We start from the raw sequence: 16242 nt of genomic DNA, 5'->3' as shown, positions 1-16242 counted from the left end.
TGCACAGGCCCACCGGCCGGTTCGCTGCCGACGGTCGCAGAGCCGTCTAAGGCCGCCCGGCGAAACGGCCCAGCAGCTCGACGTGGCCTGCGACGATGAGCACATCGTGTTCGCCGATGCGCGAACTGGGTTCGGCGTAGGTGAAGTCGCGGCCGGGCGATTTGACGCCCACGACCGTGACGCCGTAGTCATCGCGGATCTTTGATTCACCCAGCGTGAAGCCCTGCACTTCTTTCGGCGGGCGCATTTTGACGACCGCAAAGTGCCCGTCGTCGAACTCGATATAGTCGAGCATGCGCGATGACACCAGGTGGGCTACGCGAGCTCCCGCCTCAGATTCCGGGTAGAGCACGTGTTCGGCGCCGATCCGGTGCAGAATCTTGCCGTGAGAATTCGAGATGGCCTTCGCCCACACCTGCCCGATTCCAATGTCGACGAGGTTAGCGGTGGTCAGCACCGACGCCTCGATCGAGGTTCCGATGCCGACCACGGCGGTTGAAAAGTCTTCGGCTCCCAGCTGGCGCAGGGCCTCGAGGTTGGTGGCATCGGCTTCGACAACGTGGGTGAGCTTGCCTGCGAATTCCGCTACCTTGCCCGGGTCTCTTTCGACAGCCAGCACCTGCCTGCCGAGCTTCATCAGGTTTTCGGCAGTCGACGCGCCGAAGCGGCCAAGACCGACCACCAGCACCGACGAGTTGTCGGTCTTCTGTTTGCGCTTAGCCAATGATCGGCCTTTCTTCCGGGTGGCGGAAATGAGTCAGCGAGTCGCGCTGTGACAGTGCGGCCGCCAGGGAGATAGTACCCAGTCGGCCCAGGAACATGAGCAGGCTCAGAATGTACAGCGCCGGTTCTGGTGCCCTCTCAGTGAACCCGGAGGACAGCCCGCACGTGCCGAAGGCAGAGATTACGTCCATGAGGGCGTCATCGAGGTCTTCGTGGGTCATGGCCAGCATCGCCATGGTTCCGCCGATCACGATGATGAACCCTGCAATCGTCACGGAGATCGCCAGGCGAACAGCCGACGGGTCGATGCGCCGCTTGAAGGCAACAGCGTCCCGGGCGCCGCGCGCTTCCGCCCAGGCGGCCAGCACGAGCACCGCAAGGGTGGTGACTTTGATGCCCCCGGCGGTAGACGAAGAGCCGCCGCCGATGAACATGAGAACGTCGAGTGCCAAGTGGCTGGCATCTGACATGGATGCGACGTCGACGGTGTTCATACCCAAAGACCGCGCGGTCAGCGACATGAAAGCAGACTGGAACGCGTAGTTGACGATTCCGGTGCCCGCTAGCGTCTTTTCGTTGCCCCACTCGAAGATAGCTATGAGAACGCTGCCGACGGCCAGCAGAATGAGCGAGGTCGTGAGTGTGAGCTTGGTGTGCAGATCCCACTGGCGGGGGCGGTTCCACAGGACTCCCATGATGAGCACCACCGGGAAGCCCAGTGAGCCCACAAAAGCGGAGAACATCACTGTGGAGACGATCCAGTAGTCGTCGGAGAAGGCGATCATGCCCGAATCGTGAATGGCAAAGCCCGCATTGTTGTAGGTCGAAATAGCATAGAAAGCTGCGGAGGCCGCCGCTTGGCCCAGCTGTTCACCGCGGCGAAGAAAGCCGATGAGCAGTCCGAAGAACACGATCGTCTCGACAATGAGCACCGTGCTGATGACGGTGCGCAGCAGGGTGCCCATCTGACCGAGTTTGAACGTGTTCGTCGCCTGAGCTGCGATGAGCCGCTGGCGCACCCCGAGCTTCTTGGAGATGAGCATGCCCAGCATCGAAGCGATAGTCAGAATGCCCATACCGCCGACCTGCACGCCGGCGGCGATGATGACCAGGCCGAAGTTCGAAAAGTATTCGTGCAGGGTCACCGGGGTCAGACCCGTAACGCACACGGCCGAGGTGGCAACAAACAGGCTGTTGGCGAACGAAAAGTCCGCGGGGTCCCGGTGGGCTGCCGGCAAGCACAGAAGCGCGGTGAAGAATATGATGACGACGACGAACGCGCCCATTGCCAGCCTGGCGGGGGACTGTTCGGCAACCCTGTCGACAAAGTCGCGCGCAGCTCGCGCCGGCAGCGCTGCCGTTGCCAGCAGTTCGCGCTTGTTCTTGCCGTTCTTCCTCACAGTCAGCCAGCATACTCACCCGCGTGCGCGCACGCGGGAAAACAGCGCAAGCAGCCTGGGAGCGAATATTGGGGTGAGCCTCTGTGAGTGAACCGGATCACGTTTGGCTACAGTACGGGTATGAGCAGAGAAGAAGTTTTGGTGATGTGGGATGAATCCCTCACCGAATACAATTTCGGTCCGCACCACCCCATGCACCCGCTGCGGCTTGACTTGACGGCGAAGCTGTCGCAGGACTTCGGCCTGTTCGACGCCTCCAATATCCACATCCAGTCCGTGCCGCAGGTCGACGAGGAAGCGCTCGCCCGCCTGCACACTCGGGAATTCATCGACGCCGTCAAAGCGGCCGGGGCTTCCGCCTCGATCTCGGAAGAAGACCAGCAGACCTACGGGGTCGGCACGGAAGACGTCCCCCGCTTTGACCAGATTCACGAAGCCTCCGGCAGGCTCTTTCAGGCCAGTGTCGAAGCGGCCAGGGCAATTGCCTCCGGCCGGTACAACCGCGCGGTCAACTTCTGTGGTGGAATGCACCACGCAATGCCCGGCAAAGCTGCCGGGTTCTGCGTCTACAACGACTGCGCGGCGGCAATTCAAGAGCTTCTGGACGCCGGGTACGAGCGCGTGGTCTACCTCGACCTCGACGCCCACCACGGTGACGGCACCGAGCACTTCTTCTGGGACGACCCTCGTGTGCTCACCATCAGCCTGCATGAAAACGGCCGCTTCCTGTTCCCCGGCACCGGCTACGCATCCGAGATCGGCGGGATGAAAGCCGCAGCCAGCGCGGTCAACATCGCCCTGCCGCCGCGCACTGTGGACGCCGACTGGCTGCGTGCGCTCGACGGTGTTGTTCCCCAGGTGATCCGCGAATTCAAACCGCAGGCGATCGTCTCTCAACACGGCTGCGACGGGCACAATCTGGACCCGCTGACGCACCTGCGGCTCTCGGTTGACGCTATGCGTCGAGCCTCCGAATGGGTGCGTGACCTCGCCGAAGAGCACGCGGACGGCAAATGGCTGGCCGTCGGCGGCGGAGGCTACGCCATCATCGACGTGGTCCCGCGCGCATGGACCAATCTCGTGGCGATCGCAGGCGGCATCGAACTGAAGCCGGCAACGGAAATGCCGGACCGCTGGCGCGACTACGTCTACAGCCTCACCGGCCGCGATGCGCCCAAGCGGATGACCGACGGCACAGATGCTGAATTCCCCGCCTGGGAGCGCGGCTACGATCCCGAATCCGACCTCGACCGCACTGTCATGAGCACGCGCAAGAACATCTTCCCGTTCTACGGTTTGGACGCCTACTACGATTGAGCGCGCGGTCCACGGCGCGGGCCCTTATACCAGACCGCTGGCACCGAGTTCATATGGCCGGTTGTTGAAGTTTGGGTTTCTGCAGGGTTGCCCGTTAGGATTGAGCGGTTAAGTCAGCCCGCTGTAAGCGGGGGAATCGTCGGAATCGCGAGGGTAGAACGTGGGTTCGGTAGTCAAGAAGCGTCGTAAGCGTATGTCCAAGAAGAAGCACCGCAAGCTGCTTCGCAAGACCCGCCACCAGCGCCGCAACAAGAAGTAATCAATTCCGCACGCCCCCGTCGAAGCGATCCGGCGGGGTTTCGTGCTGAATGAACCGGTGCGGAATTCTTTCCGCACCGATGACGCGCTGTGCTCCGGGCTGGCGCCCGGGGCAGTGCGGGAAGGCTCATATGGGCGTCCAAGTTCAGTTCCTCACCCGTAGCGACTGCGGTCTGTGCGACACTGCGCGGGGAGTCGTCGACAGTGTGCTCGCTGACCTGCCAGAACAGATCGATGTGCAGCTGAGCGTGGTGGACATCGATTCCGATGCGCAGCTGCAGGCCAAATACGACTGGGATGTTCCAGTCGTTCTCATCAACGGCCGCCAGCACAGCTTCCACCGCGTGGACCCACACCGGTTCGCGCAGGCTCTGCGTGCGGCACACGAACGCGGCTGAGTGGCCGCGGCACTGTCGGTTCGGGCCGATGATCAGGGCGGTGCGGCTGACAGCCGTGGCGCCAAACGGGAATGAAACAGCGCTGGGGCGCCGTTGTGCTCACGGGAGTCCGGTGAGCTTGAAAGCAGCGATCGACGGGAGTCGTTCGCAATGAGGGAGCAAGACCATTGACACTGCTGGTTCTGGGAATATCCCATCACTCAGCACCTCTTGACGTGCTTGACGCGCTCGCTCTGGACGCTGAGCGGGCAGACCTGCTGCGCCGATCAGCGGCAGAGCGTGATTTCGTCAACAGCGCTGTTGTGCTGTCCACGTGCAACAGGCTCGAAATCATCGCCGATGTCACATCTTTCCACGGCGGACTGGCCGACCTCGGCACCGCCTTGGTCGATGTCAGCGGGATCCCGTGGTCAGAGCTCTTCTCCCATATCTACGTTCACTTCGATGACAAAGCCCAGGAACACCTCTTCTTGCTGGCTTCCGGCCTTGACTCCATGGCCCTGGGGGAGACCCAGATCCTCGGCCAGCTGCGTAAGTCCCTGCACGATGGCGAACGCGGCGGTTCGGTCGGCGGCGGTCTGAGCGAAGCCCTCCAATCCGCACTGGAAGTGGGCAAGCGGGTGCATTCCGAAACCAAGCTGTCATCGGTTTCGCTTTCGCTGCTGGATACCGCCCTGGCCGAAGCCGAAGGCCACGTGGGTGACCTCACCGGAGCCAACGCGCTTGTCGTCGGCGCTGGCGCAATGTCAGGCCTCACCGTCAAAGCCCTCAAAGCCCACGGGGCTGCGCGCATACGTGTCATCAACCGCACCCTCGACAAGGCTCTGCGCCTTGCCCAGTCCGCAGGCGGGGAGGCTGTTGAACTCACGCACACCAACCTGGTGAGGGAAATCGCGCAGGCGGACCTCATTGTGTCGGTGACTGGTGCCAGGGGCATTGTGCTGGATGAGGACACCGTCATCGCCTCACTGCAGCAGGACCTCGACCAGAACCTCAACAAGTTCTTCATCGACCTGGCGCTGCCCTATGACATCGCAGTAGAAGTGGGCGAACTTCCCCACATTCGGGTGCTCAACCTCGACGGCATCAGCCGGCTCATTGCCGCCAATGAACACGCGCAGTCCGAATCCGTGCTCACCGTCATCGCCGAAGCCCGCGCTCTTATTGAGAAGGCCATGGTCGACGATGCCGCACGGCGTGCCGCTCGCAGGGTATCGCCGACAGTCACCGCCCTGCGCGAACAGGCCATTATGATCGTCGATGCCGAATTCGACCGCCTGAAGAACAAACTCGGGGCCTCTGTCAGCGACGCCGCAATAGCCGAGATCAGCAAAACACTGCACCGCACGGCAGATAAGATCATCCACACCCCGACGGTCAAGGTGAAAGAACTCGCCTCGGCCGATTCCGGAGTCGACTACGCTGCCGCGCTGAACATGCTGTTCGACCTCAGCGCCCGCACGCGGGAACCGGAAACCGACCGCCGAGCCAGCAAAGTCGGCTCTGTCGCGCAGACAGCCGACGGCAGCAGCGGCCACATCGAAGCCGACGGCACAACACCGGTCGCCGACCACACCCTCGACGTGGTCGAGCCCGAACACTTCACGGGCCAGACCGTCCGCCTGGGCACCCGCCGCAGCCAGCTGGCACGCAGCCAGTCCACCGCGATCGCCCAGCAGCTTGCCGCGCGCACCGGCTGGCGGGTTGAGATTGTCGAAGTGGTCACGGAAGGCGACGTCAATATGACGCCGCTGGCCCGCCTGGGCGGGTCCGGCGTTTTCGTGTCCTCCGTGCGCACCGCACTGCTGACAGGCAAAGTGGATATTGCGGTGCACTCGCTCAAAGACCTGCCCACAGCCCCCGCCGCGGGAATCGAGATGGCGGCGGTTCCGCCTCGCGTGGATCCCTCTGACGTGCTGATCGCCCGCAACGGACTCAGCCTGGTCGAACTGCCGGCAGGTTCCGTCGTCGGCACCGGTTCGCCCCGCCGCGCATCCCAGCTGCGGGCAGCCCGCCCCGACATCACGGTCACGGGTGTGCGCGGGAATGTGGGAACCCGCATCGACCACGTGACAGAGGGCCGTCTTGACGGCGTCGTTCTGGCAGCCGCGGGCGTGCGCCGTCTGGGGCGTCTGGGCGAAGTCACCGACGTGCTCGATCCTTCCGTCATGCTCCCGGCCCCGGGGCAGGGAGCGCTGGCAGTGGAGTGCCGCGCACCCGATGCCGCGCACGGCGATTTCGACCAGGAGATCCGCGAAGCCCTCGAAGCTCTGCACGACCCGGCCACGAGCCTCGCCGTCTACGCCGAACGCGCAATTCTCGAACGTTCGCAGGCCGGCTGTTCAGCCCCCATCGGCGCTTTGGCCTCGATTGACGGCGCGGCGCTGACACTGGCTGCCGTCATGGCAGACGACGAAGGCAAGCTCAGCCGCCTGTCCACGATTGCCACACTGCCGGACGAAGTCACCGACAACATGGTCGAACTGTCCCGCGGAATCCAGTCGGAGTCGCGCCGGATCGCCAGAGAGCTCGGCTATCGAACAGCAGACGAACTGCTCAAAACACTCGGCGCTGTGCCCGGAACCGCCAGCGGTGCCAACGCCCCAGAAACGAATCTTGTAATGACCCCCGGAGGTGACCGTGACCAGCGGTGATTCTGTACAGAACCGCCCGCAGCGGGCCGTGCCCAAAGTGTTCTTTCTGGGTGCCGGTCCCGGCGATCCCTCCCTGCTGACCATCCGAGGTGCGGAGCTTCTGGCTTCGGCAGCCGTCGTCGTCCACGAAGATGACCTCCACCGGGATCTCCTCGACGCCTACGTGCCGGAAGACACCCTGCTGCGTCCGGTATCGGAAATGGGCGTGCAGTCGCACACCCGCGGCCGCAGGCTGGGCGAACTCGCCCAGGAGCACGGCATGGTCGTGCGCCTGGCCGCCGATGACGGGCTGCTGTTCACCTCGACCACTGCCGAGGCGCAGGTGCTGGCCGGCGGTGACGTCGGCTTTGAGATCGTCCCGGGTGTCGGGGCGGCGTCGTCTGCCGCGGCGTTTACGGGAACACCGCTGACGAACGCCAACGTCCGCTCGGTGCGCTACGTTTCTGCCACCGATATGACCCGCAGCGATGTTTCGCGCTTTGCCAACACCGGCCACGTCATCAGCGGCTCCGTGACCGACACCATCACGGCTGTCGAGGGGATGCTCGGCGACGAATGGGAGCCCGAGACCCCCGTGCTCGTCGTATCCGGTGTGTCGACCGTTCACCAGCACTCAATCGAAACCACGCTGGGTCAGCTGGTTGACCGGCTGCGCGACGACTTCGAGTCGGACACGGTGGTGCAGACGATTTTCGGAGCTGTTGTCGAGCAGCGCCGCGAGCTTTCGTGGTTCGAATCCAAGCCGCTGTTCGGCTGGCAGGTGCTCGTGCCGCGCACACGCGAACAGGGTGCCGAAACTGTCGAGGCGCTCGCTGAGTACGGTGCCGAGGGCACCGTGGTGCCCACTATTGCCATCCAGCCGCCGCGTTCGCCCCGCCAGATGGAGCGGGCTATTCACGCTCTTGTCGACGGCGACTATCAGTGGCTGGGCCTGACATCGGTCAACGCGGTCAGAGCGGTCAAGATGTGGCTTGCCGATCTCGGTCTGGACGTGCGCAGCCTCGCGGGCGTCAAAGTCGCCGCCGTCGGGGACAAAACCGCTGAGGCTCTGCGCGAATGGGGCATTGAGCCAGAGCTTCTGCCCAGCGGCGAACAGTCCGCCCGAGGCATGCTCGAAGACTGGCCGGCGTTTGACGACGAAGAGGGCTTCAACCGTGTGCTCCTGCCGCGGGCAGACATCGCCACCGACGTGCTGGTGGAGGGTCTGACCGAGCGCGGCTGGAAGGTCGACGACGTCACCGCCTATCGCACTGTGCGCGCCGCTCCGCCGCCGAAGCCCATTCGCGAGTCCATCAAGGGAGGCGACTTCGACGCCGTGCTGTTCACGTCGTCGTCGACGGTTCGCAACCTGGTGGGCATTGCCGGAAAACCCCACACCTCCACCGTTATTGCAGCCATCGGGCCGGCAACGGCTCAGACGGCACAGGATCACGGCCTGCACGTCGACGTCCTGGCGGACGAAGCCAGCCTTCCGGCCCTCATCGCCGGACTGTCCGATTTCGCCCGCAAACGCCGCGACGACGCGCTGGCCGAAGGAATAGTTCCGGTCCGCCCCTCGCAGGACCGGAGGACTTCGCGAAGGAGCAGAGGCTGATGACCGACACGTCCCTCCCGTTCGGCGCGGTTCGCCCGCGTCGCCTGCGCCAGTCGGCGGCAATGCGCCGCCTGACCTCGGAGACGAAGCTGCAGCCGGAAGACCTCATCGAGGTGCTGTTCGTCAAGGAGGGGCTGGACGCTCCCGTCGAACTGACCTCGATGCCGGGCGTGCGCCAGCACACCCTGGACTCGCTGGTTGAGGCCGCACAGAAAGCGGTCGAGGCGTCGGTAGGGGGAATCATGCTCTTCGGCATCCCGCTGGAGTATGACGAGCGCGGCTCCCAGGCCGATGACCCCGACGGCATTCTCAACGTGGCGTTGCGTCGGGTGAAAGACGCTGTTGGCGATCGCACCGTCGTCATGACCGATTTGTGCCTGGACGAATTCACCAGCCACGGCCACTGCGGTGTGCTCGACGAACACGGGGATGTCGACAATGACGCAACGCTTGAGCGCTACGCCTCAATGGCCGTTGCGCAGGCGCGTGCGGGATCGGACGTTCTGGGTCTGTCGGGGATGATGGACGGCCAGGTGGGTGTTGTGCGCGAAGCCCTCGACGAAGCTGGGTTCACGAATACCGTCATCATGGCCTACACCGCCAAGTACGCCTCGGCGTTCTACGGGCCGTTCCGCGAAGCCGTGGATTCGCAGCTTTCCGGTGACCGTCGCGCCTACCAGCAGGACCCTGCCAATGCGCGCGAAGCACTGCACGAACTCCAGCTGGATCTGGCAGAAGGTGCAGACATCGTCATGGTCAAACCCGGTCTGCCCTACCTGGATGTCCTGAAAGATGTCGCAGAAGCCTCTCCGGTGCCGGTGTGGAGCTACCAGATCTCCGGTGAGTACGCCATGCTGGAATTCGCCGCGGCTGCCGGTGCGATTGACCGCAGACCCGCGGTTTTGGAATCACTTCTGGCATTCAAACGCGCAGGAGCTGACGCCGTTATGACCTATTACGCGACTCAGGCCGCTGAATGGCTCGCTGAACAATGAGCGCCGCACCCTGGCTGGATGAAACACAGCAGCGGTTCTGGAGGGCCATGCTGCAGGGCCAAACGCTTCTGCAGACAGTGCTTGACCGCGAACTGCGCGAAGTTGCAGGCATTGCGCTGGCGGACTACGAAGTTCTCGTCATCGTGTCAGAATCGCCCGGCCGCTGCAGGCGCATGGCTGAAATCGCCGAAGACATCGGCGTTTCCCGATCCCGCCTGTCGCACACCGTGGCGCGTTTGGAAAAGCGCGGCATCCTCAAGCGCAGCTCCACGGAAGGTGACGGCCGAGGTGTCAACTGCAGCATGACCGACGAAGGGTGGGGGCTGATGCAGAAGATCGCCCCCGTGCACGTCGAAGGTGTGCGCAGGCACCTGATTGACCTCATGTCTCCCGAAGAGACCCAGGTATTGGCAGACGTCTTCACCCGAGCAGCAGAACATCTGAGAAAGGCAGTGTGATGACCCAGCCCACGCAGAAGTCCCAGGAACTCTTTGAGCGCGCTCTGAAGGCTATTCCCGGCGGTGTGAACTCACCGGTGCGCGCTTTCGGCGCTGTTGGCGGAACGCCACGATTCATGCACTCCGCTGAGGGTGCGCTGCTGACCGATGTCGATGGCAACGAGTACGTTGACCTCATCGGATCCTGGGGTCCCATGATCGTCGGCCACGCACACCCGGAAGTTCTCGGCGTGGTCCAGGAGACCGCCGCCCGCGGCTTTTCGTTTGGAACGCCGTCGGTTCCGGAAGTCGAACTGGCTCAGGAGATCGCCAGCAGGGTCGCGCCGGTTGACGAGGTGAGGCTGGTCAACTCGGGCACGGAAGCCACAATGTCGGCCATTCGCCTGGCACGCGGGTACACCGGTCGGGACAAGATTGTGAAATTCGCAGGCTGCTATCACGGTCACGTTGACTCGCTGCTCGTGGCCGCAGGGTCCGGTCTTGCCACCTTCGGTCTGCCGGACACTCCCGGCGTGACGAAGGGAACCGCAGAAGACACTCTCATACTCGATTACAACGACCAGGACGGTCTGCGCCGCGCCTTTGCCGAACACGGCAGCGAAATCGCCGCGGTCATCACGGAAGCCTCCCCGGGCAATATGGGCGTCGTCCCGCCGCGTGACGGCTTCACCAACCTCATCCGCTCGCTGACCAAAGAACACGGTGCGCTCATGATCTCCGATGAGGTCATGACGGGCTTCCGCGTTTCCGAAGCAGGCTGGTACGGCTACGAAGGCCAAGCCCTGGGCTACCCGGACGGACCGGCGGACCTGTTCACATTCGGCAAAGTCATGGGCGGCGGCTTCCCGATTGCGGCCTTCGGCGGACGTCAGGAAGTCATGGACGCTCTGGCACCCAAGGGCGGGGTCTACCAGGCAGGCACCCTCTCCGGAAACCCGGTGGCCTCGGCCGCGGGTCTGCGCACCCTGCAGCTGACCCGCGAACTCGACGTCTACCCGACGATCGAGGCCGCCGCAGACGTCCTGCGCTCGGCCATCACGGAGGCTCTCAGCGCCGAAGGCGTGCCGCACACCATCCAGTCGGCGAACTCCATGTTCTCGGTGTTCTTCACCGACCGCGAAGTCCGCACTTTCGCCGATGCGCAGGCACAGAACACCGCCGCCTACTCGGCATTCTTCACCGCAATGCTCGAACAGGGCGTGCACCTGCCGCCCAGTGCCTTTGAAGTGTGGTTCCTCTCGGCAGCTCACACCGCGCAGATCCTCGACCGCGTGGTGTCCGCACTGCCTGCCGCAGCCAAGGCGGCAGCCCGGGCGACAGACGGGGAGTCGGCATGACCACCTCGCGCATCCACCTGGTCCGCCACGGTGAAGTCGACAACCCCGACGGCGTTCTCTACGGGCGCCTGCCCGGATTCGGGCTGACGGCCCGGGGCCGCCAGATGGGTGAAAGGATCAGCGACTACTTCGCCGATGACCGCTTCCACGTGCGCGGCCTGGTGCGCTCGCCGCTTCTGCGCACAGCCCAGACAATTGCGCCTCTGGCACAGTCGACCGGGCTCGAACCGGTGGTTGACGAGCGTGTCATCGAAGCCGGCAACCGCTTTGAAGGGCAGAAGGTCAACCGTTCGTCGGTCTTCGCACCGGCGAACCTGCCGCTGGTATGGAATCCTCTGCGCCCATCGTGGGGAGAGCCGTACATCAGCCAGGTGCGCCGCATGCAGGCTGCGATGTTCACTCTGCGCAACAGGGTTGAGGCTGTGGCGAAGGCCGAAGGGCTCAATGCGGTTGACGGCGTCATCGTCAGCCACCAGCTGCCCATCTGGATGTCCCGCATGGCAGCCGAGGGCAAGCCGCTTGCACACGATCCGCGCAATCGCGAATGCAGCCTGGGATCCGTGACCACGCTGAGCTTTGAAGGCGCCAAACTCGTCGGGGTTGACTACACCGATGTCAACGCCGACCTCCAGCCGACAAAGGCGGTGGCAGGAGCATGAGGAATGCAGCGCTTGCCGTGGCGGACAAGCGAGGCCGCGGGCGCACCCGCCGAACAGTCGGAGCTGTTCTCGCCTGCGCCCTTGCATTCGGGCTGGCCGCCTGCGGTGGAACAGAAACCGGGGGAGTGGCCGAACAGGCCGGATCCCAGCAGGGCTATGTCTCCGGTACCGGGGTGGTCACTCAGATCCCGAAGAATGAGCGCACTGAGCCGATCGACCTCGACATCACCCTTCTGGATGGGAAGAAGACCTCACTGGCGGACATCCGCAAGGACGGGACCATCACGGTCATCAACTTGTGGTACGCAGCGTGCCCGCCATGCCGCAAGGAAGCTCCCGAACTCGAAGAAGTCGCAGAGAAATACGAGGGCAAAGCTCAGCTGATCGGCGCAAACGTGCGTGATCAGGAGGCCGCGGCTCAGGCTTTTGTCGACAACTTCAATGTGTCCTATCCCGTCATGCTCGACACGGACGGCGAAATGGTCGGACTGCTGTCTGATGTTCTGCCGCCCAGGGCAACCCCGTCGACCGTCGTCCTCGACTCCGAGGGCCGGCCGGCCGCACGCGTCGTCGGTGCCGTCGAAGCTTCCACGCTCAGCGGTCTGATCGACGACGCCATGAAAGAAGACTGACGATGTTCCCCGCCGGGACCGTGCAGGCCGCTGTGACGGTGCAGGCCGCTGACCTCGGTTCGGCATTCGCGCAGACGGTCCTCAACGGTCCGCTGCTGCTGGCCATGGCGGTCGCGGCGATCGCCGGGCTCGTGTCGTTCCTGTCACCCTGTGTGCTGCCCCTGGTTCCCGGCTACATCGGCTATGTCACGGGAATGACCGGCACAACGGTCGAACAGAAGCGCACCTCTGCGGTACTCGGCGGGGTTGGCCTTTTCGTGTTGGGCTTTGCAGCCGTCTACGTCGCCCTGGGCGCGGCCTTCGGGGCACTCGGCAGCCTGCTCAGTGACTGGATTGGCATTGTCACCCGCGTCATGGGTATTGCAGTCATCCTTGCCGGGATCGTGTTCCTGGGCGGTATTCGGGCTTTTCAGACCAACAAGCCCATTGCAAAGAAGCCCAAAGCCGGGCTGTGGGGTGCCCCGCTGCTCGGTGCCGCTTTCGCACTGAGCTGGGCACCCTGCATCGGCCCCACCCTGGCGGCGGTGCTCGCCCTGTCAACAGGTTTCGGTGCTGACGGCGGCACCGGCCGCGGCATGCTGCTGACCTTCACCTACTGCGTGGGGCTCGGCCTGCCCTTCCTGCTTGTGGCCTATCTGCTGCACAAGGGCATGGGACGCCTGGCCTTCCTCCGCAGGCACCAGCGCGGCATTGTGATCTTCGGCGGTGTCATGCTCATCCTGCTGGGGCTGCTCATGGTCACCGGCGTATGGACGATCATCATGAACAACATGCAGAACCTCATCGGCGGATTCGAAACGGTGGTGTGATGACAGACAAACCGACGACACCAGACACGGCCGCGGCAAGCACCGCGGATCGCAAGTCGTCCCAGAAAGCGCCGGACATCGGGTTCATCGGCATGCTCCGGTGGGCCTGGCGTCAGCTGACCACCATGAAGTTCGCACTCATCCTGCTGCTGGTGTTGGCACTGGCGGCTATCCCCGGATCGCTCCTGCCGCAGCGCATTCAGGACCCGGCGAAGGTTCAGAACTTCATCATCGACAACGGTCGGACCGGTGAACTCCTCGACAAGTTCCAGATGTTCGACGTCTATTCGTCATTCTGGTTCTCCGCCGTGTACATCCTGCTGATGATTTCGCTGGTCGGCTGTGTTCTGCCGCGCACCAAACAGCACTGGAAGGCAATGCGTTCGCAGCCGCCGAAAGCCCCGCGCAGGCTCACCCGAATGCCCGGCTACCAGAGCTTCACCCACACCGCCCCGGCCGAGCAGATCCTCGAAACCGCACAGGAATACCTGAAGAAGAACGGCTACCGTACGGTGGGCCGCGGTGACCACATCGCCGCCGAACGCGGCTACCTGAGAGAAACGGGGAACCTGCTCTTCCACCTCGCCATGTTGGGCGCGACAATCGTCATGGCCATCGGCGCGATCTTCGGCTACGGTGGCCAGCGCGTGCTCGTCGAAGGGGACACGTTCACAAACTCGCTCGTGTCCTATGACTCATTTGAGCCAGGCCGCTACTTCGACGCCGACAACCTGGCAAACTTCCGCCTGCGCTTGGAGAGCTTCGACGCGAAATTCGACTCGACCAGCGAAGGCGCCCAGTTCGGCCAGCCGCGGGCATTTGACGCCGTCATCACGGAAACCACGGACGGCGTTTCGACTGAACACAACCTCAAAGTCAACGAGCCCATCCGCGTGGACGGGGCGCGCGTGTATCTGACAGGCAACGGCTACGCACCGGTCGTGACAGTGCGCGACGCAAAAGGCAAGGTGACCTTCTCCGGGCCTGTGGTGTTCGTGCCCGAAGACGGTGTTTACACCTCGCGCGGTGTCATCAAAGTTCCCGACACCGGCGCGGGCAATGACCAGCTGGGCTTTTCCGGCATCCTGCTTCCCACAGCGGGCGTCAATCAGCAAGGTGAGCTGTACTCGCAGTTTGCAGAGCTGCGCAACCCCGTGCTCGTCATGAACCTCTACAAGGGTGACCTGGGGCTTGATGCCGGTATTCCACAGAACGTCTACGAACTCGACACTGCGGGTATGGAAGCCGTCAACGGCGACGACGGCCAGCAGTGGATCACCCAGATGCAGCCGGGACAGACAGTGCAGCTGCCCGATGGGCTCGGCACAATCGAGTTTGAGCGGATAGCGAAGTTCGTCAGCCTCGACGTCCGCCACGACCCGGTGCAGGGACTCATGCTGGTGGTCACCACGCTGATGTTCATCGGACTGGCACTGGCCATGTTCATTCCGCGCCGCCGCATGTGGGTGCGGGTGCGTGACGGCGAAGTGGAAATCGGTGCGCTGGCCCGCAGCGAAGACCCACGCGTCAAGCAGGCGGCAGAGCGCTGTGGCGTAGAATTGAAAGACAGACTTTCGTCTGCTGATCACCAATCCGCGGAGGGATAAGTGGAAGTCAACGTCACGCTCGCCAGCTGGTCAATGCTTCTGATCTATTCGGCTGGTGCGGTCTATGCGCTCGCGTTCATCGTCTACGCTTTTGACCTTTTCGGAGGCAAGAAGAAGCGCGCCGGGAAGGCAGCTGACTCGGCTGATTCCGGTGCCTCTTCCGGTGCAGTCGCAGACGCGGCGAAAGGTGCGAAGCGCACATCGCGCACACGTACCTCGGCTGATGCTGGAGCGGCTGATGACGGCGGTGCTGTCGGCACGCTCGTGCAGGAGAACCTCGACGGTCCTGCTGACCGGGTGTACTCCAATCGCACGGCCGACGAAGCGAACGAGAAGGGCGGTCGCGGTGATGCTTCCGCTGTCGATGGCGGCAAACGTCGCGTGTTTGCCAATGTCGGCACGTCCCTGACGGTTCTGGCGCTGCTTCTGCACATCGCCTCGATCGTCACGCGCGGCATGTCGGTCATGCGCGCTCCCTGGGGCAACATGATGGAGTACGCGCTGCTTGCCAGCGCCGTTGCCGGTGCTGTCTATGTTGTGACGCTGCGCTACAAAGACGTCCGCTACCTTGGCACATTCGTCACCGGGTTCCTGTTGGTGTCAATCGGCCTTGCGACGACTGTTTTCTACACTCCTGCAGCACCGCTCGTTCCGGCACTGCAGTCGTACTGGATTCTCATTCACGTTCCGATTGCGATTCTTTCCACCGGCCTGCTGACTGTTTCAGCCGCGCTGGCCACGGTGCAGCTGCTGCAGGGTGCTCGTGAAAAGCGCGTTGCAGCCGGACGCGATGCCGGCTGGCTGTCGTTTCTGGAGCGCATGCCGCGGGCGGCATCGATTGAAGCTGTGTCCTACCGTCTGGCTGCGGTCGGCTTCATCACGTGGACTTTCACCCTGATCGCCGGAGCCATCTGGGCCGAAGTCGCCTGGGGCCGCTACTGGGGTTGGGATGCCAAAGAGATCTGGACGTTCGTCATCTGGGTTGTCTACGCTGCATACCTGCACTCGCGTGCAACCCGCGGTCTGCGCCTGACGACAATTGCCTGGCTCAACCTCATCGGCTTCATCACGATCATCTTCAACTTTACGATCGTCAACGTGTACTTCAACGGCCTGCACTCATACTCCGGGCTGTGATCAGCAGGCTGGCTCAGTCCTTGCAGCCCTGAACTCTTCGACGGGTGCATTCGCTCATGCGGATGCACCCGTTTTTTTGTGTGCGTGAGCGCGGGGAACCTATTGCATTCCGGCCTCCACCCGCTAGCCGGATCCCCACTTCAGCCAAGGGCAAGTCCAGGATCCCCGCTTCAGCCATAGAAACACCCGTCAGCCGCAAGGGCACTCCCTTCAGCAACAGACCTGCGCCTTAGCAGCTGTTGCTAAGGCGCAGAATCCGGCTAT

15 protein-coding genes are annotated in these 16242 nt (G+C 63.4%); 13 read left to right on the top strand and 2 right to left on the bottom strand.

The window, feature by feature from the left end; all coding sequences use genetic code 11:
* Positions 1 to 46 precede the first annotated feature (46 nt).
* Both GC119_RS03970 and GC119_RS03965 read right to left on the bottom strand, forming a co-directional pair.
* Entirely contained in the window at positions 47 to 724 is a 678-nt protein-coding gene (locus GC119_RS03970) for a potassium channel family protein (RefSeq protein ID WP_070573341.1), read from the bottom strand.
* Positions 717 to 2123 (bottom strand): TrkH family potassium uptake protein, encoded by a 1407-nt coding sequence (locus GC119_RS03965; RefSeq protein WP_151952488.1) that lies wholly within the window; start codon positions 2121 to 2123, stop codon positions 717 to 719. The genes GC119_RS03970 and GC119_RS03965 overlap by 8 nt, the downstream gene beginning before the upstream one ends.
* 120 nt (positions 2124 to 2243) lie before the next feature.
* Between GC119_RS03965 and GC119_RS03960 the strand changes: the two genes are divergently transcribed.
* From GC119_RS03960 to ccsB, 13 genes are all read left to right on the top strand, one after another.
* A complete protein-coding gene (locus GC119_RS03960) occupies positions 2244 to 3440 on the top strand; it encodes an acetoin utilization protein AcuC (RefSeq protein ID WP_193215609.1) in 1197 nt (398 codons plus the stop codon).
* A 160-nt stretch (positions 3441 to 3600) separates the two neighbouring features.
* Positions 3601 to 3699 carry a 30S ribosomal protein bS22 gene (locus GC119_RS03955; RefSeq protein ID WP_019174583.1) on the top strand — a complete coding sequence of 33 codons (99 nt, stop codon included), beginning with the start codon at positions 3601 to 3603 and terminating at the stop codon, positions 3697 to 3699.
* A gap of 130 nt (positions 3700 to 3829) precedes the next feature.
* The gene (locus GC119_RS03950; protein ID WP_151952487.1) at positions 3830 to 4096 is read left to right on the top strand and encodes a glutaredoxin family protein; all 267 of its coding nucleotides are present in this window, start codon (positions 3830 to 3832) and stop codon (positions 4094 to 4096) included.
* 167 nt (positions 4097 to 4263) lie between these two features.
* Positions 4264 to 6750, top strand: a complete 2487-nt coding sequence (hemA, locus tag GC119_RS03945) for a glutamyl-tRNA reductase (RefSeq protein ID WP_151952486.1) — start codon at positions 4264 to 4266, stop codon at positions 6748 to 6750.
* Entirely contained in the window at positions 6731 to 8344 is a 1614-nt protein-coding gene (locus GC119_RS03940) for a uroporphyrinogen-III synthase (protein ID WP_151952485.1), read from the top strand. Before hemA ends, GC119_RS03940 begins: the two co-directional genes overlap by 20 nt.
* Positions 8344 to 9339: a porphobilinogen synthase gene (hemB, locus tag GC119_RS03935; RefSeq protein WP_151952484.1), complete on the top strand. Its 996-nt coding sequence runs from the start codon at positions 8344 to 8346 to the stop codon at positions 9337 to 9339. Before GC119_RS03940 ends, hemB begins: the two co-directional genes overlap by 1 nt.
* Positions 9336 to 9797: a MarR family winged helix-turn-helix transcriptional regulator gene (locus tag GC119_RS03930; RefSeq protein ID WP_070573349.1), complete on the top strand. Its 462-nt coding sequence runs from the start codon at positions 9336 to 9338 to the stop codon at positions 9795 to 9797. Before hemB ends, GC119_RS03930 begins: the two co-directional genes overlap by 4 nt.
* A complete protein-coding gene (gene hemL / locus GC119_RS03925) occupies positions 9797 to 11134 on the top strand; it encodes a glutamate-1-semialdehyde 2,1-aminomutase (RefSeq protein ID WP_151952483.1) in 1338 nt (445 codons plus the stop codon). The genes GC119_RS03930 and hemL overlap by 1 nt, the downstream gene beginning before the upstream one ends.
* Positions 11131 to 11793 (top strand): histidine phosphatase family protein, encoded by a 663-nt coding sequence (locus tag GC119_RS03920; RefSeq protein WP_151952482.1) that lies wholly within the window; start codon positions 11131 to 11133, stop codon positions 11791 to 11793. Before hemL ends, GC119_RS03920 begins: the two co-directional genes overlap by 4 nt.
* Complete coding sequence (locus tag GC119_RS03915; protein ID WP_070776557.1) at positions 11790 to 12425, top strand: TlpA family protein disulfide reductase; 636 nt, start codon at positions 11790 to 11792, stop codon at positions 12423 to 12425. Before GC119_RS03920 ends, GC119_RS03915 begins: the two co-directional genes overlap by 4 nt.
* Before the next feature lie 2 nt (positions 12426 to 12427).
* Positions 12428 to 13234: a cytochrome c biogenesis CcdA family protein gene (locus GC119_RS03910; protein ID WP_151952481.1), complete on the top strand. Its 807-nt coding sequence runs from the start codon at positions 12428 to 12430 to the stop codon at positions 13232 to 13234.
* Positions 13234 to 14841 (top strand): cytochrome c biogenesis protein ResB, encoded by a 1608-nt coding sequence (locus GC119_RS03905; protein WP_151952480.1) that lies wholly within the window; start codon positions 13234 to 13236, stop codon positions 14839 to 14841. Before GC119_RS03910 ends, GC119_RS03905 begins: the two co-directional genes overlap by 1 nt.
* On the top strand, positions 14842 to 15978 hold the full coding sequence (gene ccsB, locus GC119_RS03900) for a c-type cytochrome biogenesis protein CcsB (RefSeq protein ID WP_151952479.1): 1137 nt from the start codon (positions 14842 to 14844) through the stop codon (positions 15976 to 15978). It begins immediately after the preceding gene.
* The last annotated feature ends 264 nt before the right edge of the window (positions 15979 to 16242 follow it).

The organism is Brevibacterium sp. Marseille-P9724 (genome assembly GCF_902500275.1).
Classification (GTDB): Bacteria; Actinomycetota; Actinomycetes; order Actinomycetales; family Brevibacteriaceae; genus Brevibacterium.
The sequence above is the reverse complement of the archived record's forward strand: the minus strand, read 5'-3'. Positions and strand labels throughout refer to the sequence as shown.